General features: G+C 67.0%; 26 protein-coding genes, 2 tRNA genes and 3 pseudogenes. 14 read left to right on the plus strand and 17 right to left on the minus strand.

Annotated features, from left to right (window positions below):
- Positions 1 to 102: 102 nt before the first annotated feature.
- The 3 genes from TTY48_RS20175 (at position 103) to TTY48_RS20185 (ending at position 1862) form a co-directional block, all read left to right on the plus strand.
- Positions 103 to 486, plus strand: a complete 384-nt coding sequence (locus tag TTY48_RS20175; RefSeq protein ID WP_220659401.1) for a DUF1304 domain-containing protein — start codon at positions 103 to 105, stop codon at positions 484 to 486.
- Between the two features lie 9 nt (positions 487 to 495).
- Entirely contained in the window at positions 496 to 1014 is a 519-nt protein-coding gene (gene speG, locus TTY48_RS20180) for a spermidine N1-acetyltransferase (RefSeq protein ID WP_220659402.1), read from the plus strand.
- A 107-nt stretch (positions 1015 to 1121) separates the two neighbouring features.
- The gene (locus TTY48_RS20185; RefSeq protein WP_220659403.1) at positions 1122 to 1862 is read left to right on the plus strand and encodes a YoaK family protein; all 741 of its coding nucleotides are present in this window, start codon (positions 1122 to 1124) and stop codon (positions 1860 to 1862) included.
- On the opposite strand, the gene TTY48_RS20190 is transcribed toward TTY48_RS20185, so the two are convergent.
- Complete coding sequence (locus tag TTY48_RS20190; protein WP_220659404.1) at positions 1822 to 2070, minus strand: hypothetical protein; 249 nt, start codon at positions 2068 to 2070, stop codon at positions 1822 to 1824. The genes TTY48_RS20185 and TTY48_RS20190 overlap by 41 nt on opposite strands.
- Positions 2071 to 2150: 80 nt before the next feature.
- Here TTY48_RS20190 and TTY48_RS20195 point away from each other — a divergent pair, with 80 nt between their 5' ends.
- Complete coding sequence (locus TTY48_RS20195; protein WP_255585851.1) at positions 2151 to 3494, plus strand: MFS transporter; 1344 nt, start codon at positions 2151 to 2153, stop codon at positions 3492 to 3494.
- Positions 3495 to 3727: 233 nt separating this feature from the next.
- Positions 3728 to 3928: pseudogene (locus tag TTY48_RS21515) on the plus strand (hypothetical protein); the annotation flags it as partial.
- Positions 3929 to 3936: 8 nt separating this feature from the next.
- Here TTY48_RS21515 and TTY48_RS21410 read toward each other — a convergent pair.
- From TTY48_RS21410 to TTY48_RS20210, 3 genes are all read right to left on the minus strand, one after another.
- On the minus strand, positions 3937 to 4104 hold the full coding sequence (locus TTY48_RS21410) for a hypothetical protein (RefSeq protein ID WP_255585852.1): 168 nt from the start codon (positions 4102 to 4104) through the stop codon (positions 3937 to 3939).
- A 43-nt stretch (positions 4105 to 4147) separates the two neighbouring features.
- Positions 4148 to 4224, minus strand: a tRNA-Pro gene (locus tag TTY48_RS20205).
- 20 nt (positions 4225 to 4244) lie between these two features.
- The gene (locus TTY48_RS20210) at positions 4245 to 5444 is read right to left on the minus strand and encodes a benzoate/H(+) symporter BenE family transporter (protein ID WP_220659406.1); all 1200 of its coding nucleotides are present in this window, start codon (positions 5442 to 5444) and stop codon (positions 4245 to 4247) included.
- Between the two features lie 22 nt (positions 5445 to 5466).
- Between TTY48_RS20210 and TTY48_RS20215 the strand changes: the two genes are divergently transcribed.
- Positions 5467 to 5982 (plus strand): helix-turn-helix domain-containing protein, encoded by a 516-nt coding sequence (locus tag TTY48_RS20215; RefSeq protein ID WP_220659407.1) that lies wholly within the window; start codon positions 5467 to 5469, stop codon positions 5980 to 5982.
- Here the strand turns inward: TTY48_RS20215 and TTY48_RS20220 are convergent.
- From TTY48_RS20220 to TTY48_RS20235, 4 genes are read right to left on the minus strand one after another with little or no spacing between them, the layout of a single operon-like run.
- Positions 5979 to 6506, minus strand: a complete 528-nt coding sequence (locus TTY48_RS20220) for a hypothetical protein (RefSeq protein WP_255585853.1) — start codon at positions 6504 to 6506, stop codon at positions 5979 to 5981. The two genes, TTY48_RS20215 and TTY48_RS20220, sit on opposite strands and share 4 nt — an antisense overlap.
- Positions 6507 to 6562: 56 nt before the next feature.
- Positions 6563 to 7339 (minus strand): ABC transporter ATP-binding protein, encoded by a 777-nt coding sequence (locus TTY48_RS20225; protein ID WP_220659408.1) that lies wholly within the window; start codon positions 7337 to 7339, stop codon positions 6563 to 6565.
- On the minus strand, positions 7336 to 8379 hold the full coding sequence (locus TTY48_RS20230) for an iron ABC transporter permease (RefSeq protein ID WP_220659409.1): 1044 nt from the start codon (positions 8377 to 8379) through the stop codon (positions 7336 to 7338). The genes TTY48_RS20225 and TTY48_RS20230 overlap by 4 nt, the downstream gene beginning before the upstream one ends.
- A complete protein-coding gene (locus TTY48_RS20235) occupies positions 8376 to 9299 on the minus strand; it encodes an ABC transporter substrate-binding protein (RefSeq protein ID WP_220659410.1) in 924 nt (307 codons plus the stop codon). The genes TTY48_RS20230 and TTY48_RS20235 overlap by 4 nt, the downstream gene beginning before the upstream one ends.
- 55 nt (positions 9300 to 9354) lie before the next feature.
- On the opposite strand from TTY48_RS20235, the gene TTY48_RS20240 reads away from it, so the two are divergent.
- Both TTY48_RS20240 and TTY48_RS20245 read left to right on the plus strand, forming a co-directional pair.
- Complete coding sequence (locus TTY48_RS20240) at positions 9355 to 9993, plus strand: Type 1 glutamine amidotransferase-like domain-containing protein (protein ID WP_220659411.1); 639 nt, start codon at positions 9355 to 9357, stop codon at positions 9991 to 9993.
- 50 nt (positions 9994 to 10043) lie between these two features.
- On the plus strand, positions 10044 to 10793 hold the full coding sequence (locus TTY48_RS20245; protein WP_220659412.1) for an isocitrate lyase/phosphoenolpyruvate mutase family protein: 750 nt from the start codon (positions 10044 to 10046) through the stop codon (positions 10791 to 10793).
- Here TTY48_RS20245 and TTY48_RS20250 read toward each other — a convergent pair.
- Positions 10777 to 12723, minus strand: coding sequence for an alpha/beta fold hydrolase (locus TTY48_RS20250; protein WP_374758733.1), 1947 nt, complete (start codon positions 12721 to 12723; stop codon positions 10777 to 10779). The genes TTY48_RS20245 and TTY48_RS20250 overlap by 17 nt on opposite strands.
- A gap of 70 nt (positions 12724 to 12793) precedes the next feature.
- Positions 12794 to 13306: a GNAT family N-acetyltransferase gene (locus TTY48_RS21415; RefSeq protein ID WP_255585855.1), complete on the minus strand. Its 513-nt coding sequence runs from the start codon at positions 13304 to 13306 to the stop codon at positions 12794 to 12796.
- 221 nt (positions 13307 to 13527) lie between these two features.
- Here TTY48_RS21415 and TTY48_RS20255 point away from each other — a divergent pair, with 221 nt between their 5' ends.
- Positions 13528 to 14817 carry an acyltransferase gene (locus TTY48_RS20255; RefSeq protein WP_308443067.1) on the plus strand — a complete coding sequence of 430 codons (1290 nt, stop codon included), beginning with the start codon at positions 13528 to 13530 and terminating at the stop codon, positions 14815 to 14817.
- Between the two features lie 27 nt (positions 14818 to 14844).
- On the opposite strand, the pseudogene TTY48_RS20260 reads toward TTY48_RS20255, so the two are convergent.
- The 4 genes and pseudogenes from TTY48_RS20260 to TTY48_RS20275 form a co-directional block, all read right to left on the minus strand.
- A pseudogene (locus TTY48_RS20260) lies at positions 14845 to 16026 on the minus strand (APC family permease); the annotation flags it as partial.
- A gap of 96 nt (positions 16027 to 16122) precedes the next feature.
- Positions 16123 to 17406: a hypothetical protein gene (locus tag TTY48_RS20265; protein ID WP_220659414.1), complete on the minus strand. Its 1284-nt coding sequence runs from the start codon at positions 17404 to 17406 to the stop codon at positions 16123 to 16125.
- Positions 17407 to 17539: 133 nt separating this feature from the next.
- Positions 17540 to 18298: a metallophosphoesterase gene (locus tag TTY48_RS20270; protein WP_220659415.1), complete on the minus strand. Its 759-nt coding sequence runs from the start codon at positions 18296 to 18298 to the stop codon at positions 17540 to 17542.
- A 131-nt stretch (positions 18299 to 18429) separates the two neighbouring features.
- Positions 18430 to 18804, minus strand: coding sequence for a MerR family transcriptional regulator (locus TTY48_RS20275; RefSeq protein ID WP_220659416.1), 375 nt, complete (start codon positions 18802 to 18804; stop codon positions 18430 to 18432).
- A gap of 67 nt (positions 18805 to 18871) precedes the next feature.
- On the opposite strand from TTY48_RS20275, the gene TTY48_RS21520 reads away from it, so the two are divergent.
- From TTY48_RS21520 to TTY48_RS20300, 5 genes and pseudogenes are all read left to right on the plus strand, one after another.
- Positions 18872 to 19636: an MBL fold metallo-hydrolase gene (locus tag TTY48_RS21520; protein ID WP_220659417.1), complete on the plus strand. Its 765-nt coding sequence runs from the start codon at positions 18872 to 18874 to the stop codon at positions 19634 to 19636.
- Positions 19637 to 19733: 97 nt separating this feature from the next.
- Positions 19734 to 20099: pseudogene (locus TTY48_RS21425) on the plus strand (site-specific integrase); the annotation flags it as partial.
- Positions 20100 to 20301: 202 nt separating this feature from the next.
- Complete coding sequence (locus TTY48_RS20290; RefSeq protein ID WP_255585857.1) at positions 20302 to 21030, plus strand: nucleotide-binding protein; 729 nt, start codon at positions 20302 to 20304, stop codon at positions 21028 to 21030.
- A gap of 352 nt (positions 21031 to 21382) precedes the next feature.
- A complete protein-coding gene (locus TTY48_RS20295; protein WP_220659419.1) occupies positions 21383 to 22099 on the plus strand; it encodes a hypothetical protein in 717 nt (238 codons plus the stop codon).
- A 429-nt stretch (positions 22100 to 22528) separates the two neighbouring features.
- Positions 22529 to 22933 carry a tyrosine-type recombinase/integrase gene (locus TTY48_RS20300; protein WP_220659420.1) on the plus strand — a complete coding sequence of 135 codons (405 nt, stop codon included), beginning with the start codon at positions 22529 to 22531 and terminating at the stop codon, positions 22931 to 22933.
- Here the strand turns inward: TTY48_RS20300 and TTY48_RS20305 are convergent.
- The 3 genes from TTY48_RS20305 to TTY48_RS20315 all read right to left on the minus strand — a co-directional run bounded on the left by TTY48_RS20305 (position 22930) and on the right by TTY48_RS20315 (position 25038).
- Positions 22930 to 23964, minus strand: a complete 1035-nt coding sequence (locus TTY48_RS20305) for a hypothetical protein (RefSeq protein ID WP_220659421.1) — start codon at positions 23962 to 23964, stop codon at positions 22930 to 22932. The two genes, TTY48_RS20300 and TTY48_RS20305, sit on opposite strands and share 4 nt — an antisense overlap.
- 158 nt (positions 23965 to 24122) lie before the next feature.
- Positions 24123 to 24193: transfer RNA gene (locus tag TTY48_RS20310), tRNA-Gly, on the minus strand.
- A gap of 53 nt (positions 24194 to 24246) precedes the next feature.
- Positions 24247 to 25038, minus strand: coding sequence for a sulfite exporter TauE/SafE family protein (locus TTY48_RS20315; RefSeq protein WP_220659658.1), 792 nt, complete (start codon positions 25036 to 25038; stop codon positions 24247 to 24249).
- Positions 25039 to 25052 lie beyond the last annotated feature (14 nt).

The raw sequence follows: 25052 nt of genomic DNA on the forward strand, positions 1-25052 counted from the left end.
CCCGTCGGGCCTACGGCACTCGGACCAGGGTACTCGACGATGCCGCGTCGTCTCAGGGCGGGCGGGGACCGCGGATCACGCACGATCGGTCATGATGATCCGATGATCGTCGTGGGACTCGCCCTCGCCGCCGTCGCGGCCCTGGTGCACTGCTTCATCTTCTACCTGGAGTCCATCGCGTGGACCTCTCCCCGCGCCCGCGCAGCGTTCGGCACCACCGAGGAGACCGCGGAGATCACCCGCCCACTCGCTCTCAATCAGGGCTTCTACAACCTGTTCCTCGCGATCGCCGTGGCTGCGGGCATCGCGGTGTTCGGTCCGGCGCGGACGGTGGGTGCCACGCTCATCTATGCGGGTGTGGTCTCGATGGTCGCCGCCGCGGCGGTGCTGGTGATCTCGGACCGGACGAAGGCCCGTGCCGCGGCGATCCAGGGCACCGCTCCCCTGTTGGCCATCGTCGCGTTGACCGTGGGGCTCGCGGCCTAAGCTGGGAACATGACCGTCCAGCTACGCGCGATGGAGCGCACGGACCTGCGGTTCGTGCACGGGCTGTTCAACGACCGGGCGGTGATGTCGTACTGGTTCGAGGAGCCCTTCGATGCGCTGGCCGAGATGGAGGACATCTACGAGCGGCACGTGCACGACGAGCGGGAGCGCCGCTTCATCGTCGAATCCAGCGGGGTGCCGGTGGGTTTGGTGGAGCTGGTGGAGATCAATTTCATCCACCGCAAGTGTGAGTTCCAGATCATCGTGGCGCCGTCGGCCCAGGGCAAGGGATACGCGGGCGCCGCGACCCGCAAGGCACTCGACTACGCCTTCCGGATTCTGAACCTGCACAAGGTCTATCTGTTCGTGGACGTGGCCAACGAGAAGGCGGCCCATGTGTACGAGAAGTTGGGCTTCGTGGAGGAGGGACTGCTGCGCGAGGAGTTCTTCTCCAACGGCAGCTACCGCGATGCGCGGATCATGCGGTTGTTCCAGCGCGACTTCCTGGCGGCGGACCCGCCGGAGTGACCCGGGTCTCATTCACACCACGGTGTGAATCAGTCCCGTGCAGCGGGGCGCTGTGAACCTGTCGCGCAGGCCCTGCGGCGGCGGCCCCGTGTCGGTATCAACGGGACATGACAACCACGACGAAGACCCCGAAAGAATCGGTCGTCTCCCGCGAGACGGCGATCGGCGCCGATGCTCGGCTCTCGTGGCTGCTGGCCGGAGTGGCGGGCATGGTGGGCGCGGTCGCGTTCCTGCATTCCGCCGGCTACTTCGTGACCTTCATGACGGGCAACACCGAACGGGCAGTGCTGAGTTGGTTCTCCGTTTCGGACAAGGAGAAGGTGGCGGGCGCGGGAGCGCTCGCCGCGATCGCGCTCATCGTGGCCTTCGTCGCGGGGGTGGTGGTGTCGTCCTTGTGCCGCCGGTACCTCTGGCACGGCCACCCGCACGGCCCGACGGTGCTCACCACCGCCGGCCTGCTCGCCGCCTCGGGTCTGGACTTCTGGTTCGACGGCTTCGCCGAGCCCGAGGTGCGTTTCGTACCGATCCTCATCATCACGTTCTCGCTGGGCGCGCTCAACACCTCGTTCGTGAAGAACGGTGAGGTATCAGTGCCGCTGTCGTACGTGACGGGAACGCTGGTGAAGCTGGGGCAGGGCATCGAGCGGCACGCGTCGGGCAACGGCACGGTGTACGACTGGCTGGGCTACGCGCTGGTGTACGCGGGATTCCTGCTGGGCGCGGCGGTGGGCGGCGTGGTGGGATCGATCTTCACCGGCCCGCAGGTGATCCTGGTCGCCGGAATCCTGTGCGGTATCACCACTCTGGTCACGTTCTTCCATTCGGATCGCCGGGCGATCCTGGGTTGATCCACGGCTGCTGTGCGGGTCCGTGCAGCGGCGGACGGTGATTCGGGTCCCGGTTGTACGGGTACGGCGGCATCGGAGGCGGGTACTGCGCCGGCATGTGCTTGCGCTTGCGTGACGATGACGTCACGGCGAGCACGACGACCACGATGAGAGCTGCTCCGGCCAGCAGGAGACCGGCGATGATCACGAAGGCCATCAGGACTGCCATGTGTGCATTCTGCCGCCTCCCCACGATCACGGCGAGCACAACCGGTGACAGCGATCCGGAAGCGCCGTAGCTTCCGCTCGGTGAGTACCGCCACCGCCGACCTCGATCCGCTCCCCGCGCCGCCCGACCGCACGCAGTTGCGGCGGGTGATCGCGGCATCGCTGCTGGGGACCACGGTGGAGTGGTACGACTTCTTCCTCTACTCGACTGCGGCATCGCTGGTGTTCAACAAGCTGTTCTTCCCCGACACCAGCTCGTTCGTGGGCACCATGCTGAGCTTCGTCACCTTCGCCGTCGGATTCGTGATGCGTCCGATCGGTGGGCTCGTGTTCGGGCACATCGGCGATCGGATCGGCCGTCGGCAGACGCTGGCGCTCACGATGCTGCTGATGGGCGTGGCGACGGCACTCATGGGTGCGTTGCCGACCGCGGCCCAGGTCGGGGTGCTGGCGCCGATCCTGCTGCTCGTCCTGCGCATCGTGCAGGGCTTCGCCCTCGGCGGCGAGTGGGCCGGCGCGGTCCTGCTGGCGGTCGAGCACGCGCCTCCCGGGAAGAAGGGGCGTTTCGGTGCCGTGCCGCAGGTGGGGCTGGCCCTGGGCTTGGGCCTGGGCACCGCCGTCTTCGCGCTGCTCCAGACGGTGTTCGACGATGAGCAGTTCCTCCGGTTCGGTTGGCGGATCGCGTTCGCGGTGTCGATCGTGCTGGTGGTGATCGGCGTCGTCGTGCGGTTGGCGGTCGACGAGACGCCCGCTTTCGTCGCGGCGCGGGCGTCGCTGGACACCACGCGCACTCCCCTGCGTCAGCTCCTCGGTGATCCGCAGTTGCGCCGCAACACGATCGCGGGATGTCTCGCGCGGTGGGCGGAGGGCAGCGCGTTCAACACCTGGGGCGTCTTCGCCATCACGTACGCCACGGCGACGCTGGCGATGAACAAGGTGGACGTGCTGCTGGCCGTGACCGCTGCGGCGCTGGTGATGGCGGTGGTGATCCCGTTCGGCGGCGTCCTCGTGGACCGGTACGGCGCGGGGTTGATCTACGGGATCGGCGTGGCGCTCTACGGATTAGTGGTGTTCCCGGTGTTCGCGCTGTTCGGCACCGGTTCGATCGTGTGGTTCACGGTGGGACTCGTGGTGGTGTTCGGTCTCGTCCACGGGGTGTTCTACTCGGCGCAGGGCACGTTCTTCGCGGGCCTGTTCCCCACCGAGGTGCGATACACGGGGCTGTCGGTGGTCTATCAGTTCTCGGGGATCTACGCCTCGGGCCTGACTCCCCTCATCCTCACCGCGCTGATCCACGGGGCCGACGGTGCGCCCTGGTCGGCCGCCGGCTATCTCGCTGCGACAGCACTGATCTCAGTGGTCGCAACGGTGTGGATCCGCCGGCGGGCCGCACTTCCGGCGAGCCCGGCCACCACGGGTTCCTAACCCGACCTTCGCCTCCGCGTTCGGTAATCGATTCGAGATTCGATTCTCGATCTGATATGGTTTCGATAGATCTAGAGAGCGTGACTGTAAACCGCTCACTGATACAGAGGCCGGGGCGCGTTACAGGTGCCACCGGCCTCGTCCATATCCAGGACCATGTCTGAGATCGCTGGCACTCGCAGCCTGCCCCGAAATGCTAACGCAAACAACGTGTCTCGGTACCGTGTCTGTCCGTGAAGAAAATCGCACACATTGCCCGGCTCGGAATCGGTTCCGTCACCGCCCTGACGCTCACGCTCGGTCTCGCCCCGATCACACAGAGTCAGGCAGCGCCGAGCCGCTGCGGCTCCAACTACTACGAGAACGCCGCAGGCAACTGCGTGCAGCGGCCGTCGGGCCCTGCGAACAGCACCGGATCCAAAGTCCGCTGTTCGGACGGCACCTACTCGTTCAGCGAGACGAACCGTGGCATGTGCTCCGCACACGGCGGCACCGGGCGCGCTACCAAGCCGTCGACCGCCAAACCGCGCGCGTCGTCGCCACGAACGACGCCGAAGAAGCCCTCGGCGAGCACGTCAGGAAGTTCGTCCGGGAAGTCCGGTTCGGCCACGAAGCGCCCCTCGAGCCGTCGGTAGACCCCGAAACGGCCGTGATGGTCGGGATGACAGGATTTGAACCTGCGACCCTTCGCTCCCAAAGCGAATGCGCTACCAAGCTGCGCCACATCCCGCGATCGCGTGCGCGACCAGCCTAGACAGTACCCTCCGGCCGCTTGACCCCCAGCAGCCAGTACACGGCGATGCCGACGACCAGGGCCCAGAAGGCCGAGCCGATACCGGCCGCCGTCGTCCCCGATGCCGCGACGACGAAGGTGACGGCGGCGGGCACTCGGGCTTCCGCATCGGCCATGGCACCCGCGCAGGCGGCGGCGAAGGCGCCGACCAGTGCGACGCCGGCCACGGCCTGCACCACCCCGTCGGGCGCCGCGAGCACCGCGGCGGTCAACCCCGTGCTGAGCACGCCGAGAACGAGGTAGCCGGCACCGGCGGAGACGCCGGCGATCCAGCGTCGCTCCTCGTCGGGACCGGCATCGGGCCCCGCGGCCAGCGCCGCACTGATCGCGGCCAGGTTGATCGCGTGCCCGCCGAAGGGCGCGCCGAGCACCGATCCGGCGCCGGTCACCGCCAGTGCCGGCCGCCACGGCACGGTGTACCCGTAGGTCGACATCACTGCGACGCCCGGGATGTTCTGCGAGGCCATGGTCACGATGTACAGCGGGAGCGCGACCCCGGTGAGCGCCTGCAGGCTCCACGCGGGCGCGGTCCACTCCAGATTCGGCACGAGCGCAGACACCGTGGGCACGGAGGACGACCGCACCAGGGAGACTCCGATCACCGCCAGCGCCACCACGAAGGCCGCCGGAACCGCCCACCGGGGACGAACTTTCAGCAGCACCAGCCACACCACCAGCACGGGTGCCACGGCCGCGGGGTGCGCTCCGAGCGCGGACACCGGCGCGATGCACAGCGGCAGCAGCACACCCGCCAGCATCGCCTGCGCGATCGGTGCCGGAATCCGCTGCACCAGCGTGGCCAGTGCGGGCCACAGCCCCGTCAACACCAGGAACACGCCGCACACCACGAACGCTCCCACCGCGGCCGGCCATCCGCCGGCAACGGCGCCGGTGCTCACCAGGAGCGCGGCACCGGGAGTGGACCAGGCCACGGTGATCGGCATCCGGTACCGCCAGGACAGCAGCACCGTTGCCGCCCCCATCGTCACCGTGACCGCGAGCAGCCCCGACGCCGCCTGCCCCGGCGAGGCACCCACCGACCGTAATCCCGCGAGCACCACGGCGAACGCGGAGGTGAAGCCCACCAGCGCGCAGACGATGCCCGCGCCGATCGGGACCGCGGGCGACACCGTCGTTCTGACAACAGAACGTTCCATGAACAGAACGTATCATGGGACCATGCCCACCCCCGATATCGGCGGCCGACTCCGCGAGCTGCGCACCGAACGCGGCCTGAGCCTGTCGGAGCTCGCCCGTCGCGCGGGTGTCGGCAAGGGATCGCTCTCGGAGATCGAGGCCGGCGGTCGCAACCCCACGGTGGAGACGCTGTACTCGTTGTGCGGCCCGCTCGACGTTCCGCTCACCGCCCTGCTCGGCGAGGCACCCGGCTCGGACGGCACCGCGCACGGCGGCATGCGCACCGTTCTGCTCTCGGTCCGCCACCTGCCGCACATCACCGTGGAGGTGTTCCGGCTCGAATTCCCCGAGGGCTCCGACCACACCTCCCCAGGTCATGGCCCGGAGGTCCGGGAGCACCTCACGGTGGTCGACGGTGCGCTCCTGGTGGGCCCGGTGGGGAAGGAAACCACAGTCCAGCATGGTGATTCACACGCCTGGACGAGCGATGGCCCGCACAGATTCGCGGCGGTCGACGGCCCCGCGGAAGCCGTCGTGGTGATCACGACACCGCGTTAGAAGGCGCGCGCCCCACCCGTACTGACGAACATGCCGTGTCCAGTTCCGTTGTTGGTGAACCGGGTTCCCTCGAACGAGGCCTCGATGGTCCAGCCGCGCGCGGTGTAGGTGGCGTACTCGAGCGTGGCGGGATTCGCGACACCGATATCACCCAGCACGTAGGTCAAGGTGCCGTCGCGTCCCACGTTCACGCCGTTCGCCCGATCACCGGATTCGGTTTTCGGTCCCGGCTTATCGAATTCGAGCTGGCAGCCGGCGCCGGTCGTGCTCACCCTGCAGCGGGCCTTGCCACTCTTGGTCTGCATGAAGGTGAAGCCGTTCCCGTTGTCGGGGATCGCGATCGGCGGCGCCTTCGCGCGACTGCTGGACGGCGCGGGGGTGGAGGTGGACGGCCGCACCGTGACCGTCTCGGTGCGCGGCGTGTTCGGACCGGGCTGTGCGTCCCCGCTCACCGTCGTCGAGCATCCGGCCAGGACGGCCGTTCCCGCGGCCAGCACCGCCATCACCTTGAACCGTGCGCCCACCGACGACCTCCTCACGTTCCGACCGACTCGTACGTTCTCGACCTTCTGTGGCCAGCCTAGGTGCTCGGCCGCTCCAATCCGAGGATCGGACGCCCGTCGGGCCCCGTCGTCGCGTGCACGCGAGCGCCGAAATGCTCGCCGATCAGCTCGGCGGAGAGCACCTCCGACGGGCCGCCGTACGCCGCGACGGCACCGGATGCCAACAGCACCAATCGATCCGCGTACTGTCCGGCCAGCGTGAGGTCGTGGATGGTGGTGATCACGGTGAGACGATCGTCACGGCGCAGTGTGTCGAGCAGTTCCATCGCCTGCTGCTGGTGACCGATGTCGAGTGCGGTGGTGGGTTCGTCGAGGAGCAGGACCGGCGCCGGTTGCGCGAGCGCCCGCGCCAGCACAACCCGTTGCCGCTCGCCGCCGGACAGGCGATCCAATCGCCGGGGAGCGAAGTCGGCCAGGCCCAGCCGGTCCAGCGTCTCGCCCACGATCCGGCGGTCCGCGGCGCTCTCGCGCCCCAGGTACGAGATGTACGGCGAGCGACCCAGAAGCGCGTAGTCGAAGACCGTCATACCTGCGGGGAGGTTCGGCGACTGCGGCGCGGAGGCGACCAGTCGCGCCCGCTCGCGCGGTGCGAGCGAGCGGAGGTCGACACCGTCGATCGTGATGCTCCCGTCGCCCGGCACCAGGCCGAGGACCGCCCGCAACAGTGTCGACTTGCCGGCGCCGTTCGGACCGATCACGGCCGTCCACTCCCCCGTCGGCGCATCGAGGGAGACCTGGCGCAGCACCGGTCGGCCGTCGAGCCGCACACTGAGCGAATCGATGTGGACGGTCATGCCTCCCCCCGTCCTCGCATGGTGCGCAGGACGAGCACGAAGAACGGGCCGCCCACGAAGGCGGTGACCACGCCCAGCGGCAGCTCGCCCGGGGCGACCACCGTCCGCGCGATCACGTCCGCGACCTCCAGGAACGCGGCACCACCGAGGAGCGAGAGCGGGAGCACCACCCGGTACGAGGTCGATCGCGCCCAGCGACGGACGATGTGCGGCACCACGATGCCCACGAATCCGATGAGCCCGCCCAGGGCCACCGCGGACGCCGTCGCCAGCGAGGCAGCAGCGAGCACCGCCAACCGGACGCGTCCGGCGGAGACGCCGAGCGCAGCGGCCTCGTCGTCGCCCACACCCAGCACATCCAGCAACCGGCCGTGCAGCAGCAGCGCGATCACCGACACCGCCGCATACGGCGCCACGGCCACCAGGTGCGGACCGTCGGCCGCACCCACCCCGCCGAGCACCCACGAGTAGATGCGCTGCAGCTCCCGCGAATCGAGCTGCATGAGGAAGGTCTGCACGGCCCCGAGGAAGGCGGACACGGCGACGCCCGCGAGCATCAGCGTGGCCGATCCACCGCCGCCCGCGGTGTTGCCCAACAGGTACGCCAGTGCCACTCCGGCGAGCGCACCGACGAACGCCGCCACGGGTACCGTCGCCGCCGGATCGCCGGGCAGCAGCGCGATCACGGCGGTGGCACCCACACCCGCCCCGGCGGCCGCGCCGAGCAGGTACGGATCGGCCAGGGGGTTGCGGAAAACGCCCTGATATCCGGCGCCGGCGATCGCGAGCAGTCCGCCCACCAACGCCGCCGCGGCGACGCGGGGCAGCCGCACCTCGATGAGCAGGTTCTTCTCCAGCTGCGTGAGGCCGGAATCGACACGCACGAAGGGGATTCGGTCGGCAAGCTCCAGCAGGACGCCCCGAAGCGGCAGATCTGCGGCGCCGACCAGCAGCCCGAGCGCGGTGGCGGCGAGCAGCACGACGAGCGCCCCGAGCAGGGTGCTCGGACGCAGGCCCGAGGCGCGCGACGGTGCGCTCACCCGCCCGCCGGGACCTTCCGCGCGGCGTCGGCCACCGCGGCGCCGACGGCGCGGTAGAAGTCGGGCAGCCGCGGACCCCAGCGCGAGGTGATGTCGGCGTCCAGGGTGAGCACCGCACCGTCCCGCACGGCGCGCAGATCGCGCCAGCCCGGTCGCTGCGCGACGGTATCGGGGCTCTGGCCGCAGCACTGGCCGTCCGCGAGGAAGACGAGGTCGGGATCGCCCTGGAGCAGCGCCTCGCGGGACAACTGCGGGTACCCGGACCGCTGCGCGTCGGCGGCATCGGCGATGTTGCGCAGGCCGAAGGCGCCGTACACCTGGCCGATGAAGGTCATGGAAGTCACGGTGAACAGCTGGGGGTCGAGTTCGTGGAAGTAGCTGACCTGCCGGGCCGGCCGCGGTGTGGCGGCGAGGGTGGCCTCGATGGACGAGCGCATACCGGTCACGAGCCGCCGCGCCTCCATCGTCTTGCCGGTGGCATCGCCGAGGTCGAGGATCTGCTCGTAGGCGTCCTCGAGGTTCTTCGCGGCCGGCTCCACCAGCACGGGCACGTTCAGCTTCTGCAGCGCGGCCACGATGCCGTCCTGATCGCCGGAGACCACGACGAGATCGGGGTTGTACTTCGCGATCGCCTCGACATTGGGCTTGAAGCCGGACAGCTTCGTGCGCGGCGCCTCGGCCGGATAGGTCGACTGATCGTCGACGGCCACCACCTGTGCGCCCGCGCCGATCGCGAACAGCGTCTCGGTGTGGGTGGGGGCGAGCGAGACGATGCGCTGCGGATTCGCCGGAACAGCGACCGGTCCGCTCGGTGCGTCGACGGTGACCGTGGCCCGTTCGCCCTGTTGGCTCGCGCTGCCACAGCCCGCGATCAGCCCGAGCGCCAGTAGCAGCGGAACGAGCACCCTGGGACGCAACATCGCCTTCTCCTTTCGACCGCGACCACCAGTGTCGCAAACCCCGTAGTCTGCGGCGATGAACCTGTTGCTGCTGTCCCTGAACGCGGGGGCGCTCCCGGACTTCCTGCTGCGGCACACGGGACGGACGCCCAGCGGAATCCGGATCGGTTACATCGACGATGCCACCCGGCTGGTGGCCGACGCTCCCTACAACGCCTTCGAGTGGAATCAGCTGACCGACCTGGGCTTCCGGCTCACGCGGATGTCGGCGCGCAAGTACACCAACGCCCGCGATTTCGATTCCGATCTGGATTCGGTGGACGCCGTGTACCTCGCCGGCGGTCACACCTTCGCCCTGCTCGGGTCGCTGCAGAGCAACGGCACGGGCGAGGTGCTGACGCGGCGTGTCCGCGAGGGACTGCCGTACATCGGACTCAGCGCCGGCTCCGTGGTGGCGGGACCGCACCTCGAACCGGTGGTTCCCCTCGACGATCCGACCGAGGTGCCCGAGGTCACCGACTTCACCGGGCTCGGCCTCGTGGACACCGTGGTGATCCCGCACGCCGACGGTGCGCTGCCGCCGTACCCGCTGTCGCTGATCGACGAGGTGGAGCGCACCTACGGCGACCGGTACCCCCTGACCCGCCTCAACGACGATCAGGCGCTGCTGGTGGAAGACGGTGTGACGACACTCATCCCCTCGCGAATCACGTAGCGGCTGCAAAGGTCTTCCCGCGCACCGGGTACACCGGGTAGACAGTGGGTATGTCCGATCTCGCCGCGCTCGCGTCCGCACTGAAGTCACTCCACATCAAGGGCGATCCGGTGGTCTTGCCCACCGTCTGGGACGCCTGGTCGGCCCGGTCCGCATCGTCGCGGTTCGCCGCGCTCACCGTGGGCAGCCACCCGCTCGCCGAGTCGATCGGCCGAGCCGACGGCGAGGGCATGACCTTCTCGGAGGCGATGTCGCGGGTCTCCGAGATCACTCGCGCCGTGCACGTCCCGGTGTCGGTCGACATCGAGTCGGGGTACGGCGAGCCGCCCGCCGTCCTGATCGACGGTCTCCTGGCCGCTGGGGCGGTGGGCTTGAACATCGAGGACACCGTGCACAAGGAGGACGATCGGCTGCGGGAGCCGCAGGAGCACGCCGACCTCGTCGCCGCCCTGCGTGCCGCTGCGGACGCCGCGGGCGTCCCGGTGGTGATCAACGCCCGCACCGACGTGATCCTGCGCAAGGACGGCGATCCGGGCGACCGCGTCGATCGCGCGATCGCCCGGCTGAAGCTCTGCGCCGAGGCCGGGGCGGATTCGCTGTATCCGGTGGGCTACCACGACGATGAGGTGCAGCGCCGGCTCACGGACGAGCTGCCGCTGCCCGTGAACGCCATCGCGCATCCCGCCACGGGCGATCTGGCGCACCTCGCCTCGCTCGGCGTGGGCCGTATCAGCTTCGGTCCGCTGCTGCAGTCGGCACTCGCCGAGCGCGCGGCGGAGCTGTTCACGCGCTGGGAGTGATCCTCGCGCCCTTACCCGCACGCAGGTGACGGTCGAAGTGCTCGTCGATCAACCGGTACATGGTGAACAGGTTCTCGGGGTTGGTGAAGTGATGCCCCTCGTCCTGTGCCACGAAGTACTCGACCGGCACACCGCGCGCCCGCAGCGAGTCCACGATGGCATCGGACTCCGACTGCCGTACCCGAACATCGTTGGCGCCCTGTAGGACCAGCAGCGGAGTGCGGATCTCGTCGACCTTCTCGATCGGCGAGCGGGCGCGCATATCGGCGGCCTGTTCGGGATCCTCGGGATCGCCGGCGTAGGCGATCCAGTTGTTCTGCAGGTGCGGCCGCACGAAGGGCGGCAGATCGCCGATGAAGTTCAGCAGGCTCGACACGCCCACGTAGTCGACCGCGGCGGCGAAGTAGTCTGGGGTGAATGTGACGCCCACGAGGGTGGCGTAGCCGCCGTAGGAGCCGCCGAAGATGGCGATCCGGTCGGGATCGGCGTAGCCCTGGTCGACGGCCCAGCCGGCGGCGTCGATCAGGTCGTCCTGCATCGTGCCGGCGAGCTGTTTGATGGCGGACGTGATGTGCCGGCGGCCGTACCCGGTGGAGCCGCGGAAGTTCACCTGCAACACCGCGTAGCCGCGGTTGGCCAGCAGCTGCGCCTCGTTGCTGTAGCGCCACAGGTCGTGCGCCCAGGGCCCGCCGTGCACGAGGAGTACGAGCGGCAAGCGCTGGGGTTCCACCCCGACGGGCAGGGTGAGGAAGCCGTGCAAGGGCAGGCCGTCGCGGGCGGTGAAGTGCACCGCGGTCATCGGTGCGAGATCAGCGGGGTCGAGCGACGGATGGGCACGGAACAACAGCCTGCTCTCGCCCGTGGCGTGGTCGTAGAAGTACGTGGCACCGGGGTCGCGGTCGTGCAGGAAGCTGACCACCCAGCGCTGTTCGGCATCGTCGGAGCTGACGGCGTCGATCACACCGTCGGAGAGCTTCGAGAGTTCCGCGTACACCTGCGCGAAGTGGTCGTCGACCGGCTCGATGATCGGCCGGTCGCCCACGAATCGGGCCGCGATCACCTCGCCGGTCCGGCGGCTGAGGAAGACCGACTCGGGATAGCCGAAATCCTCCGTCGCCCAGCCCATCGTGCACAGGTTCCGGCCGGGCAACGCCGCCACCACGGTCTGCTCGCCTGTACGGTCGATACGGATCAGCCGCAATTCGTCGGCATCGTCCTGAAACATGCCGATGATCAGCGCCTCGCCGTCTGCGCTCGGGAACATCGGGTAGGGCCCGATCGGGTACTCGGGACCGGTGAGGCGCAGGAGAAGACGCCGCTCCCCCGTGGCCTCGTCGATCGCGTAGAACTCGTGATCGCCGTTGTCGGCCTGGCGGGAGAAGAAGCGCTCCTCGGTATCGCGTCCGAAGACGGTGCCCGCGGCACTGTCGGCCGGCTGCTCACGCACGAGCGTCGTCGCGCCGGTGCCGACATCGATCATGTACAGCCCGAAGACCATCGGGTCGGGGTTCATTCCGACCAGGAGGTGTCCCGGTTCGGTACGCATCATTCCCGCGCCGACCACGCGGGAACCCGGCGCCATCGGCGTGAGGTCGAGCGCCGGTTCCTCAGGGGCGTCGAGGTCGACGCGGTAGATGTGCCAGTCCTCGTTGCCGTCGGTGTCCTGGCGGTAGAGCAGCCAGCGCGGATCGTCGGTCCAGTAGTAGGTCTTGATGCCGCGGCGTTCGTCGTGCGTTACGCACACGGCGTCGTCGTGATCGTCGTCGATGCCGCGCACCCAGACCTGGGTGCGGCCGTACTTCGGTGCGAGGTAGGCGATGCGGTTTCCATCCGGCGAGATCGATGCCCCGGAGAACTCCGGGTCCGCGAAGAACTCCTCCACCTCGATCCGGCGGGGTCGGCCGGTCGATGTGGGTGTCGTGGCGGTCATGGCGTGTCCTTCCGTCGCGGTCACGTCCCATCGGAAACCATGCCGCTGCGGCACAGTCAAGCGACGGACTTCAGACCGGTCGCCGCATCCGCAGTTCGTGGCAGTCCCACTCCGCGTCGTGACGCGCGGCCCCGTCGAGGTCGAAACCGTGCTTGCGGTAGAACGCGATGGCCCGCCCGTTGCCGGCGGCGACCCAGAGATACGCCGGGGTGCCGGGGGCGACGACGGCGTCCAGCAGCCGGCTCGCGACGCCCTGCCCGTGATGGCCGGGGAGCACGTTGAGCGACCACAGCTGGGTGCCGACCGGGGCATCGGCGTCGCGTGCCGGACCGCCGGTCGCCATGGCGATGATCTCGCCGCCCGCCACGTCCACCGCGCAGCGGGTACGGATGCCACGGGACTGCGCATCGTCGCGCTGCGCCACGATGGCGGTCCAGCCCGGAATTCGATCCGCTGCGGTCAGCCCGTCGAGCTTCACCTGGTCGACCAGCCCCGGATAGGTGTTCTTCCACACGGCGACGTGCACCGCGGCGAGCCGAGGTGCGTCTCCGTCGTCCAGTGGGCGGATCTCGTACCCGGTCATCATCCGATCGTGGCCGCTGCACCGCGTGGATTCAAGCGAAATCGGGCGCGGCCGCCGCACGCCGATAATGGAATCCCACACTCGTTCGAGTAGGATTCCTTACCAACGAATTGAGAGGTCCGGGGTGAAGACGCAGCCCGGGACACGCAGCACGCACGTGGAGCAGAACGTCGATACACGATAAGAAGTCACCAGCGTCCCCCGGCACGGCTCCCGTCAGCGTGAAGCCCCGCAGGGCGCTCACCGCCGACCTGGTGCGCGTGCTGTTGTTCACCGGCGTCGTGGTGGCGCACTGCGTGAACTACATCAACTTCACGCCCGATGTGGTGCGCCCGGCCGGCCTGATCGCCACCCTGCTGCACCTCACGCGGTACGGGTTCGTGGCAGTCACACTGTTCGTGCTGGTGCTCAGCATGCGCGGGCGGGACATGTCCCCGACCCAGTTCTGGCGCCGGCGGTTCGGTCTCGTGGTGGCGCCCTACCTGGTGTGGACGGTGGTGTACTCCATCACCGACCACCTGCTCATCGAGGACAATCCGTTCCCCTCGCCCGGACGGTTCTTCGGTGACCTGGCGCGCACCACACTCACCGGCGATGCGAAGTATCAGCTCTACTTCCTGCTGATCTCGATGCAGATCTACCTGGTGTTCCCCTGGCTTTCCCGCTTCATGAAACGGACCTCCGGGCATCCGTGGTTGGTGCTGTCCGCGGCGGCCGTGATCCAGGTCGCGGTGTTCGCCTTCTACCAGTACTTCCCGGAGCCCGAGGGGCGCGGCTGGGAGACCTTGTTCAACCACATGTGGAAGCTGCTTCCCATGTACGCGTTGTTCATCGCTATCGGCATGCTCGCGGCGCAGCACTACGATGCGGTCTCTGCCTGGCTCCGAGCGCGCGCCGTGCCGGTGGTCATCGTGTGCGGGCTGGCGGCGGCGTTCAGCATCGTCGCGTATCTGCGCGCCACCGAACCCGGCGATGTCCCCGAGGATGCCGCCACCGCGTGGAATCCCACGCTGCTCCCGTGGCTCGTCGGTGGCCTCGTCCTGCTCTGGCTCGCCGCCATGAAGTGGGACGATCTGCGCACGGCGGGGTTGCCCGTCGGAGAGCGCGCGGTGACCTACGCCACCATCCGGGCTTTCGGCGCCTTCGCCGTGCACCCGCTGGTCCTCGACCTGCTCGGCTACCTCGGCTTCTACCCGCTCCTGTACGAGTGGTTCCCGGCATCCGCGACGCTGCGCACTCTGACCCTCGTCGTGGTGGTGCTGGCCATCTCGCTGCTGTTCATCGACACCGTGCTGCGGACGCCACTGAGCCGCTGGGTGGTGGCCCGCGATCGGATTCCGTTGCGCCGCCCGAAACCGGAAAAGCTAGCGCCGGTGGTCGACGAGACGATTGCCGCGGGCTCGGTACCGTGCCATGACGCCGACGAGGACTGCGAGCACGAGGGCGATCGCCCAGGCACCGGCCGTGAACTTCATGGCCAGCACCACCACGGCCGCCACGCCCGTCAGTAGCGCACCGAAACCGTTGAGCGCGGCCCGCACTCGCCAATCGGGGCCACGCACCGCGGACCAATGCCGGACCATTCCCGCCTGCGCCAGGGTGAAACCGACGAACACGCCGATCGCGAAGAGCGGGACGAGGGCGTTCATATCCGCACCCGAGAGCACCAGCAGCACGGCCGCGGTGGCGGCGAGCGCGAGCACACTCACCGTGTACACCCCGCGCTCGTTGCGGCGGGTGAGGATCTCGGGGAGGTAGCCGTCGCGGGCCACCACGCACAGCAGCGTCGGGAGCCCACCGAACGAGGTGTTGGCGGCCAGCGCCAGCAGCAGCACTGTGGCGCCCTGGACCAGAAAGTACCCCACGCCGTGACCTAGCGATCCCTCGGTGACCTGCGCGAGAACCGTCACCCCGTCCTGCGGGACCACGCCGTACCGTTCGATGAGGGCGGCGATGCCCAGCATCATCGTGCCGAGCAGAACGCCCAGGATCACCTCGGTGCGCTGCGCCCGCCGCACGCGCGGCTCCCGGAACTCGGGAACGGCATTGGCGATGGCCTCCACCCCCGTGAGTGCGGAGCAACCGCTCGCGAAGGCCTTGAGCAGCAGCAGGACTCCGACGGTCTGCGTCGCCTCCGGCGAGACTGCCGGGGCCATCGACTGGCCGCCCGTGACGAGGCCGACCACGATCACCGTGAGGACCGAGCCGACGAACAGCACCGTGGGGACGGCGAGCGCGTAGGCGCTCGCGGTGAGGCCGCGCAGGTTGAGTGCGGTGATCACGACGAGCACCAGGAGGCCGATCTCGACGAGGTACGGTCGGGTCTGCGGCACCGCGGAGGCCAGCGCCGCCACACCCGCGGCCACGGATACCGCGACGTTGAGCACGTAGTCGACCACCAGCGAGGCCGCGGCGAGCAGTGCCGACGGACGCCCCAGCCGGGCGCGCGCCACACCGTACGAGCCTCCACCCTCGGGGTAGGCGCGGATCACCTGTCGGTAGGAGAAGACGAGCACCACGAGCAGCACCACGATCGCCGCACTCACGGGCAGGGTGAAACCGAGCCCGACGGTGCCGGCCGTCGCGAGGACGAGCGCGATCGCCTCCGGGCCGTAGGCCACCGACGCCATCGCATCGAGTGACAGTCCGGCAAGGCCCGACGAGGTGGTCAAACGGCGACGCTCCGGGGCGTCCAGCGGGGGCCGATCGGCGCGCAACATCACACTCACCGATCGAGTCTGCGACCGATTCCCGCCGCCACCCGCGATCCTGACGGGACCTTGACGTCAAGGTCCCGTCAAGTCAGAAGCGAAGACTCACACCGGACGCGGCGGCGCCCACACTCCCGGTCCGGCGGGCAGCCCGGTCTGCGCCTGGTAGGCGGCTGCCGACTGCAGAACGAGGTCGAATCGTTCCGTCCGCATCCGCTGATCCGTGTAGAGCAGGGTCTGCACAGACGACATGAACGGCATGGTGATGATTCCGCCGATCGCAGTTCCGATCGATGACAACGCGAGCCCCAGCACCGAGGTGCCGGCGACCGTACCGATGGTGCTGTCGTTCGCAGCCAGCACCAGGCCGATGTTGAAGGGGATCCCGACGACGGTGTTGATGGCCATCACGATCAGGTAGGTCAACAACATGATGCCCAACAGACGCCAGAATCCCGGTCGCTGGAGCTGGAAACCACGTCGCAGTGCATTGATTGAACCGCGTCCTTCAAGTACGACCGAAGCAGTCGCCATCGCGAACGCCGGCATCAGGCCGACCACGATGACCACCATGATTACGAACATGAGGATGGCCACGAATACTCCTGCGACCCAACTGCCTGCGCCGACCAGCGCCACCGTGAGCAATCCGATCATGATGAGGGTCGGGACGAGGTAGATCAGCGCTTGGAGCACGACCAATCCGATCAGGGGCCACAGGCGGGGCACGAGGGCACGCCAGGCCGAGCCTGCGCCCGTCTTATCGCCGAGCACGGAACGGGCGACGACCACTGTGAGCATGCCAGTGAGAATCGTTGTGGCGATCATCGAGATCAGCGCGCCCCCGAGTGCGGACGCGCCGGATGCGATCGACGTCGACAGTATCGCCGGTTCGTCCTCGGAGCCCGGGTCGACGGTGACGTCGGTGAGGGGAATCTGGCCGATGAACGCCACGAGATTCGAAAGAACGACGATGATCGCCGTGAACCCGATCATGACCCCCGGGTTCGTACGGATAGCAGTGATGGCTCCGCCGTAGATGTCACCGAGGCTCAGCGGACGAAGCGGCACGCTACCGGGCTCGGGCGCCGACGGTGCGCCCCAACCGTATTGCTGCTGGGGATACGCAGGGTATCCGTTTCCCTGCGGATAACCGGCCGGGTATCCCGGCGGAGGTGCGGAATACCCCGGCGGGGGCGCGTTACACCCCGGGCCGACTGGCTGCTGCGGAGGGTAGCCCGCAGGTGGGGCACCGGGCGCGACGTAGCCCGGTACCGGGTACGCGCCCGGGAACTGGCCTGTCGGCGCGTTTGCGCCGTCCTGCGGAGTCCCTTCGGTGCCGCTCGTCGGTTCGTGCGGGCTCGCCTGAGGCTTGTCGTCGCTGCTCACGCAAACATCGTGCCTGGCCCGTCGAATTCAGACAAGTGAACCGAAGAAACGAGTCGGGGCACCGTCCGATCGACCCGTCAATTCGTGCTCGGAACAGCACGCGAACACGAATCGAACGTCCTCGATACCCTTCTCACCGACCTTGCGCAGCAGTCCTGACTCTCCCAGTGAGCAGCGCATACTCAACATCCGCACGCCCCCTCGACGCGGCGATCTCTGCGGCTTTGCCCCAGGGATACTCGAGCGCACGGAACTCTGCTTCCCAACGGCCCGAGACATCGTCTACGACTGCATACCGCGCATGCGGAGTACCTGCCTCCATGACGTGTGGGTAGGGGCGATCGTCGTCGTAAGCTGGCCAACCAACGCTCCCAGGGTTGACCACCAGGGGTCCCTGCGGGATCCGCAACGATCTCTGGATGTGAGTGTGGCCGCACAACAGGAGGTCACGGTCTAAGTACCCTTTGAGACGCTCGACAACTTCTTCAACGGTGGCCTCGCGCGCGCCTTGCTCGGTCACCGTCTCCAAGAGATACTCCAGGTCATCCTCTGGAGTTCCATGGAAAGCGAAGACGCCCGCGCCGATGTCAGCGGAGCGCGGCATAGAGGTGAGCCACTCACAATGATCGTCACCAAGCTGCTCTAGCGCACAACGATCGGAAGCGCCCATGGCGCTCGGCTCCAGCTCCTCAAGCTGACGCTCATGGTTGCCCCGGATGCACACCATCGGCACCGTCTTCATCAGTCGCGCTGTCTCCGCTGGCAACACTGCACCAGAGAAATGGTCGCCGAGGTTGACGATCACGTCGACGTGATCGTGCTGTATCGATTCAAGAACAGCCCGCAGGGCAAATGCGTTGCCGTGGACGTCAGAGATCGCGGCAATTCTCATGCCCGCAATGGTTCCATGCAACTTCGTCGAACAGACTGCATGTCGACATAATCGCTGTTATCTAGACACTTTCGGTCCATGCGCTGGGGCCGCGAAGTAAACTTCAGTTGTGCGCGGCAAGCTAAGCGGCGCTAGGAGTGTCTTCCGACGAAGGCGACGCACTGGGGGCACTCATTGAGGATCGGGTGAGTGCATTGCAGCGTGTGCCTCAGGAACGTGATTGCCGCGTCGATCTGCTCGCGCTGGGACTGCAGCTGTTGGAGATTCCGGGTAACGATCTCGGCCCGCGTTCCTCGGTGCGGGGTGTTGAGCTGGGCGATATCAGCGAGTGACATCCCGGCATGCTGGGCGCGCAGCGTCAGTCTGCCGTGATCGAGGTCCGCGTTGCTGTAGCGGCGGTGGCCGGTTGCAGTGCGGGCCGATGGGCGAAGAGCACCCACCTCGTCCCAGTGCCGCAGGACGTGTGTTTCGACCCCAAGCGCCCGGGAGGCTTCGCCGATCGTCATCCACTCCACGATGCGCCCCTCGTTTGCCGCTTGACTTCAGGTCGACCTGAATTTCTACCGTCAGCCTATGGAGATTACCGAGTTGAACGCTGGCACACTCCGTCCGGATGGCGGCCGCGCAGTGTGGGGTGCCGATGAGCTGGTGTGCCGATGCCTTCTCCTGCAAGACAACGGTTTAGTCGCGATCGTCGATGCTGGGATCGGTCTCGTGGATATCGCAGATCCGGTGGGGCGGTTGGGGCAGGATTGGCTCGACATGGCCCGCCCCGCACTTGATCCTGCGGAAACCGTCTATCGGCAACTTCAGTCGCGTGATATCGATCCGGCCCTGGTCGGACACATCATCGTCACTCATCAGCACCGCGATCACATCGGTGGGCTTGCGGACTTCCCAGATGCTGAAGTTCATCTCTCAGCTACGGCGAGACGCGCGGTCACCGCAATTGGCGGCGATGCGCACTCGGCAGACCTATCACCTCAATGGGCGCACGGAGTGCGTTGGGCCGGTGACCCCCGCACGGCGCCGGATTGGCATGGCCTTAGCACGTACACTTTGGTAGGTCTGCCTCGAACGATTCGACTTCTACCGCTACCAGGGCATGCAGACGGACACAGCGGTGTTCTGATCGAAACCAAGGACGGGTTCGTGCTCCACGTGGGTGACGCTGCGTTCCATCCAGCGCAGTACACGGAGGGGACAGTGCCCCCAGGTCTCGCCGCTTTCACCACGGCAACCGAACATTGTCCGACAGCCCGTCACGACTCTGAACGCACACTGACCGAGATTCACGCCAACCATTGGGCAACGATCCTGACCAGCCACTGGATATGACTCTGAGGTCCGTGGACAAGCCCAGGTCCGCGCACAGGGCCGACCCTTTGGGTCTGGAAGTCCGGCGGCGTGACTGAGTGCGGTGGATACTGGCGTCATGAAGGTGCTCACCGAGCACGAAGGCGGGGCGGTCAGCCGCGTCTACCTGCCCTGCACGGCTGGCGCCGAAGTCGAGCCGGTCAACCGGTACCTCGCACACCTGATCGACGCCGCGTACAGCCCGAATACCGTCGCTGGGTATGCCTACGATCTGCGGCACCTCCTGACGTTCCTCGCCGCCAATGGCCTGAGCATCAACGACTTCCGGCCATTGACCGCGTTCGAGCTTCTCGGCTATCTGCGCCGGATCCCGTCCCGGCGTCCTGCGCAGCGTCTCGGGCTGGCGGTCGCTACCGATCGCGGGCGGTTGCTGGCGCCGTCGTCGGTGCAGCGGATCCTCGCGGCGACGTCCAGCTTCTACGAGTGGGCGATCGCGGTCGAGTACTACACCGCTGCCAGCGACTACGCCCGCAGACTCCGACAGCGGCTCGCCGTCGAACAGCAGCTGATCGCCGACGCGCAGCACCGAGGATGGGACCGGGAAGAAGAGCGCACCAACGATCCGCTGCGCGAATTTCAGAGCTACTGGCAGAGCCGAAGAACACGCGCCGGTAACGTCGGCTCACATGAGCCTCCCCAAGTTGTTCATAGGGTCGTCCGCGGAGGGCAAACCTGTCGCCCACAACCTCCAGGCGGTACTCGAAGAACGCCAAATCTGCGAGGCCACGGCATGGGATCAAAACGTGTTCGCGCCAGGAAGTTACGCACTCGACGCGCTCCTTGAAGTCGCCAGCGGGTACGACTTTGCGGTCTTGATCGCGTCGCCGGACGATACGACCGACAGCCGTGGCGAGAGCAAGCCGTCAGCACGGGACAACGTCATCTTGGAGCTGGGGCTCTTCATTGGCGCCCTGGGCCGCGAGCGGGCATACCTGCTCGCAACTGGCGACCTCAGGCTGCCCTCGGACACGTTTGGCCTCACGCGACTTAGCTACCAGGGCCGCGCCGACGACAATCTGCGCGCCGCCGTCAATCCCGCTGTCCTTCAGCTTGAAATCCAGGTCAAGAAGCTCGGCGTCCGTCACGCCTCCGCCACCGTTGAAGCGAGCGACAGCAAGCTCGAGCGCGAACTGGAGCGCCTCTTCCTTAACGCCGAGGCGCAGGGATGGACGGTCAAGTACAACGGCCCCACTACTGTCCGGTTGGTGTCGCCGGGCGGGCGCACGTACTCGTTTCAGAGACGTACGCCAGCAATGACTCGGGAAAACCTGCGAGCATTTGCGGCTGAGCTTCGCGCTGGGGGACTCCGGGTCAACAGCGCGCTCTTGTCGTCACCTGCCGAGTCTCCGCTATGAGTGGCATGTCCCCCTGCAGGGAGGTGGCTACCGTGCGGCATAACGCCAGCTGTGCAGGGGGACGACGCTCCAACCTGGGCACCACCAGGAACACCCCGAAGGGCCGCCGCGCCTCGACCAGCATCCTCACATCGCGTATGTCCTCGGCATCGCGCTTCGGACCCCGCCCTCAAGACGGTATGTGTAGCAAAAACCCGCTCTGTGGCTCCGCTGGCTTGGATATCTTAGCCCCAACTCTCGCAATTCAGACGCAGTCTGGAACGCACGTCCACAGCACATGGATGTAGCTAGGGGCGAGTATCACGCGCGATGGGCGGGGTTTGCAAGCTCAGTCGACCGCCTGGCGGTGGCGATGGCAGATCCTGACGCCTTCCCGACGGCCCCCGGCGGCACCTTAGGTGTGGACGATCAACTGTTGCATCCTTTTCGAGCGAGCGAGGCGGTCCGCCACGTTATCAATGCGGCGATCGATCAGCTGCACGGGATCAAAACGACAGTAGTCGATGCCCAAGTGATTCACCTTGGCGTCAGCGCGACACTGGCGCGAGGAGCGCTGGAGAACGCTGCGACCGGACTATGGCTGATCGGTCCCGCCGATCGGACGGAACGGCTCAAGCGCGTTCTTAGGTGGCACGCACAGGACTACTACGACCGGAACGCATATGTGGTTGAGGCGGGGACACGCAACCCGCAGAGGGCTGCACGATTCGCCGAGCATTCCCGCATACTGCAGGAAGTAGTCAGCAGAAATGGTTGCGCTCCATTGCCATCCGGAGGCGTCAAGATCACGGAACCCTTGCGCGGATGCGCGGACGACACTGAGGTTCTGGTCATGCAGAAGTGGATGATAGCCTCCGGGTTCGCACACGGCCGCCCGTGGGCACACCAGGGCTTCCTTGATCACCAGTTGATCAGCGAGAACGAGCGTCTGCCGATCTACACTTACGCGCCACGGCGGGACGTGACCCAAGATCTGCCGTTAGCCGCACTAGCACTCCTCGAGGACCTGCTCCGTCTACGTGAAACTCGCGCGTCTCCCGCATCCGAGGAACCAGGATTGTCCACATAATCGAGCGCGACCTCATCAGCGAACGCACCCGCGCAGCCCTCGCAGCCAAGAAGGCCCAGGGCGTGCGGATCGGCGCGCCCGAGCGGATGAGCCGAGACGCCAGCCACCGGCGAGACCGCAGCCACCGGACCCCACGCCGTCTACGACTCGCCCAAGACCCGCCGATCCCGCAGGCGCGTGCCGCTGACGGCTGCGACGGTTGCGATCCTCCGCGATTACTTGACGCCGCCCGAGCCGCGCGACGGACCCGACCCCCGATTCAACGCGGGAGTCGCCACGCTAGCCCCACGGACGGACGCCCGGAATCGGACTCACCCGCGAGCGTGCGACCCCGACGCGCCCCTGTTCCCGAACATGCGGCTCATCGCAGACCCACCGACCGGCAGGCGCGCACCCCGCCACGAAACCGGACCCCGCGCGGGCAAGCCGATGCCCCCCGAAGAACAGGCCGCACGCCGCACCGTCGAAGAAGCACAAGCCCGCCTGGAACTCGACTGGACCGCGGTACTGCTCCACAAGACCTACTACAAGGCCGTCTTCCGCCCCGCGCTCCTCCGAGCCACCCTGGCCCTCGTGGCCGACGGGCTCCGCCCGATCCCAGCGGAAGCAACCGCCCACAGCCTTCGACACACGTACGCCTCGTTCTGTGTCAGCGCAGGCCTGCACCCGAAGCAGATCGCGGACTTCATGGGCCACGCCTCCGTGAACACTACGATGGGCATTTACGCCCACCTATTCGAGGATGACCACACCGAGGCCATGAGTGCCCTCGGTAGCGTCGGTGCTACCCGGCCGCGCCCGAACAACGTCACCCCGATTCGGGGCTGGGGTTAGTTCGACCTAAATCGATCTAGCACACCAATCTGATCGAGATACTGAAGCATGCCTTCGACGTATGTGCTGGGAATGTTGCCTCGAGGGATTACGGTACCAATAAACTTTCGAGCCCCTCGCACTTCCAGCCGCCAGTGGCCACGCAGGTGTCCGGGATAACTCAGATTCAACTTCTCTTCCAGGGTCAGTGGGTCCTGCAGCCACGACAAATATACTGCTGGCACTTCATAAGCGCCAACGAAATTGCGCAAAACAATCGCGTCCACTCTGCTTACGATGCCCTGACAAACTGCCATGTAAGATAGGAGCCTATCGTCTGATAGTGCGAGAGGTGCGGACGCTTTGTCTAACCACGACGCCGTCAGATTGGTTATCGCGCTCGACTCATTCCAGGTCGAACCAACATGAAATGCCCCGAGACCGTGCGCTGCAGAGTTCCGAATTTCGCGCATCTTCTCGAGATTCGACTCGTTCGCTCGAAACACATCTGCAACGTCGTCGCCCAGCCAGTCTCTGATGGCAGCGATTCGCTTGCTCCATTCACCCTTAACGAGATCGACCGTTGGCGGCACTCTTAATCGATACAAGTGTCTGCGATCCAAAAGTTCAAGACCATCCACTTTTTTCGGGAACCCTGGAATCAATAGAGGGTCCGACAGCATTGCCAACCGTGCAATCTCGTCAACGTAGCGTTCTAACGCTGACACAACGTGCACTAGCGCCGTTAATCTCATGTGCCCCTCCGCGCTTCTGACTGGGGCACGAAGGCCAGTTACGGTTGCGCCGAGAGGACGCTTCCAGACATCTTCTAGACGCAACGCCTCAGCTGGTGCGCGATCGCCATCTCCCGCTTTCTCTGCGGAAGCGATCTCATAGCTACATGCCTTAAATGCAAGCCGGGAATGCCAATATGTTTCATTGGCTAGGGTGGAGTCATCACGAAATCGGTACGCAGGCAGACTCGCAAAACTGGGGCACAGTGCGCGGTCGAACTGTTCAGCCAAGCGTTGGTAATCGCCATTCGCAGACACCCTCGACACAGTAGCAAGACACACCCAGCACGGTCACCCGGGCGGGTACGGGACACCTCCGGACGCGGTGCCGTCGCGGTGTCGATTGCCTCGGGTCGACCCTGAGCAAGGCGAAGGCCCCGGCCGGAAACCTACTCCGAACAGGGCCTTCGCGATTGAGCGGGCGACGGGAATCGAACCCGCGTAGCTAGTTTGGAAGACTAGGGCTCTACCATTGAGCTACGCCCGCGTAGTGCGCGAGCCAGCTTACCCGGTGCGCACGGCGGCCGGAAATCCAGGTGCTCAGAGCCCCCACACCAGGCTCGCCGCCATCGCCATCGCGACCACCACGAGCAGTCCTACGTAGCAGCGCGCGTGCACCGCGTCGGGGATGTGTGGGCCGCGTCGCCGCAGGTAGACGATCACGGGCAGCGATCCGAGCAGCAGAGCCCCCGCAGCCCGGAGATCGACCGCACCGACGAATCCGGTGCCGGCGCCCATCGGACGCCCGCCCGATACCAGTAGGAAGACGATCGCGGCCGGCACCGCCACGGCCAGGGTCAGCGGATTCGCCAACGCTGTCGCGGTGGACATGCGGTGGCCGGCACGCCGCATCACGGGCACCGTGAGCACACTGCCGCCCACGCCGAGAAACGCCGCCACAGCGCCGATCGGCAGCCCCACCCAGGATTGCAGCGGCCGCCCCGGACCGTCGGCCACCTGCAGGAAGCCGGGCCGCACCAGTGTGGAGGCGATCGTGAGCACCAGATAGACCAGGAATCCCCACGCGATCACCGGGCCGGCTACGAACCGCGCCGCCACCGCACCGGCCACTCCACCCAGGCCGAGCAGCACCAGAAGCGGTCCACTCCCCCGCAACTCCGCCACGACATCGCGCGAGGTCGAGGCCGTCGCCACCAGCGCTCCCACCACCATCAGCACCGACGATGTCGCCACGGCGACACGGGCGGCATCGTCGCCCAGCGCGACCTCCGCCCAGACCAGCACGGGGACGGCCACGAAACCACCCCCGAACCCGAACAATGCGGTGGTCACACCCGACGCGATACCCACGATCACCAAACCCAGAACCATCACCCGTCCAGTGC

It is taken from the genome of Tsukamurella sp. TY48 (assembly GCF_019656655.1).
In the GTDB taxonomy this organism is placed as follows: Bacteria; Actinomycetota; Actinomycetes; order Mycobacteriales; family Mycobacteriaceae; genus Tsukamurella; species Tsukamurella strandjordii.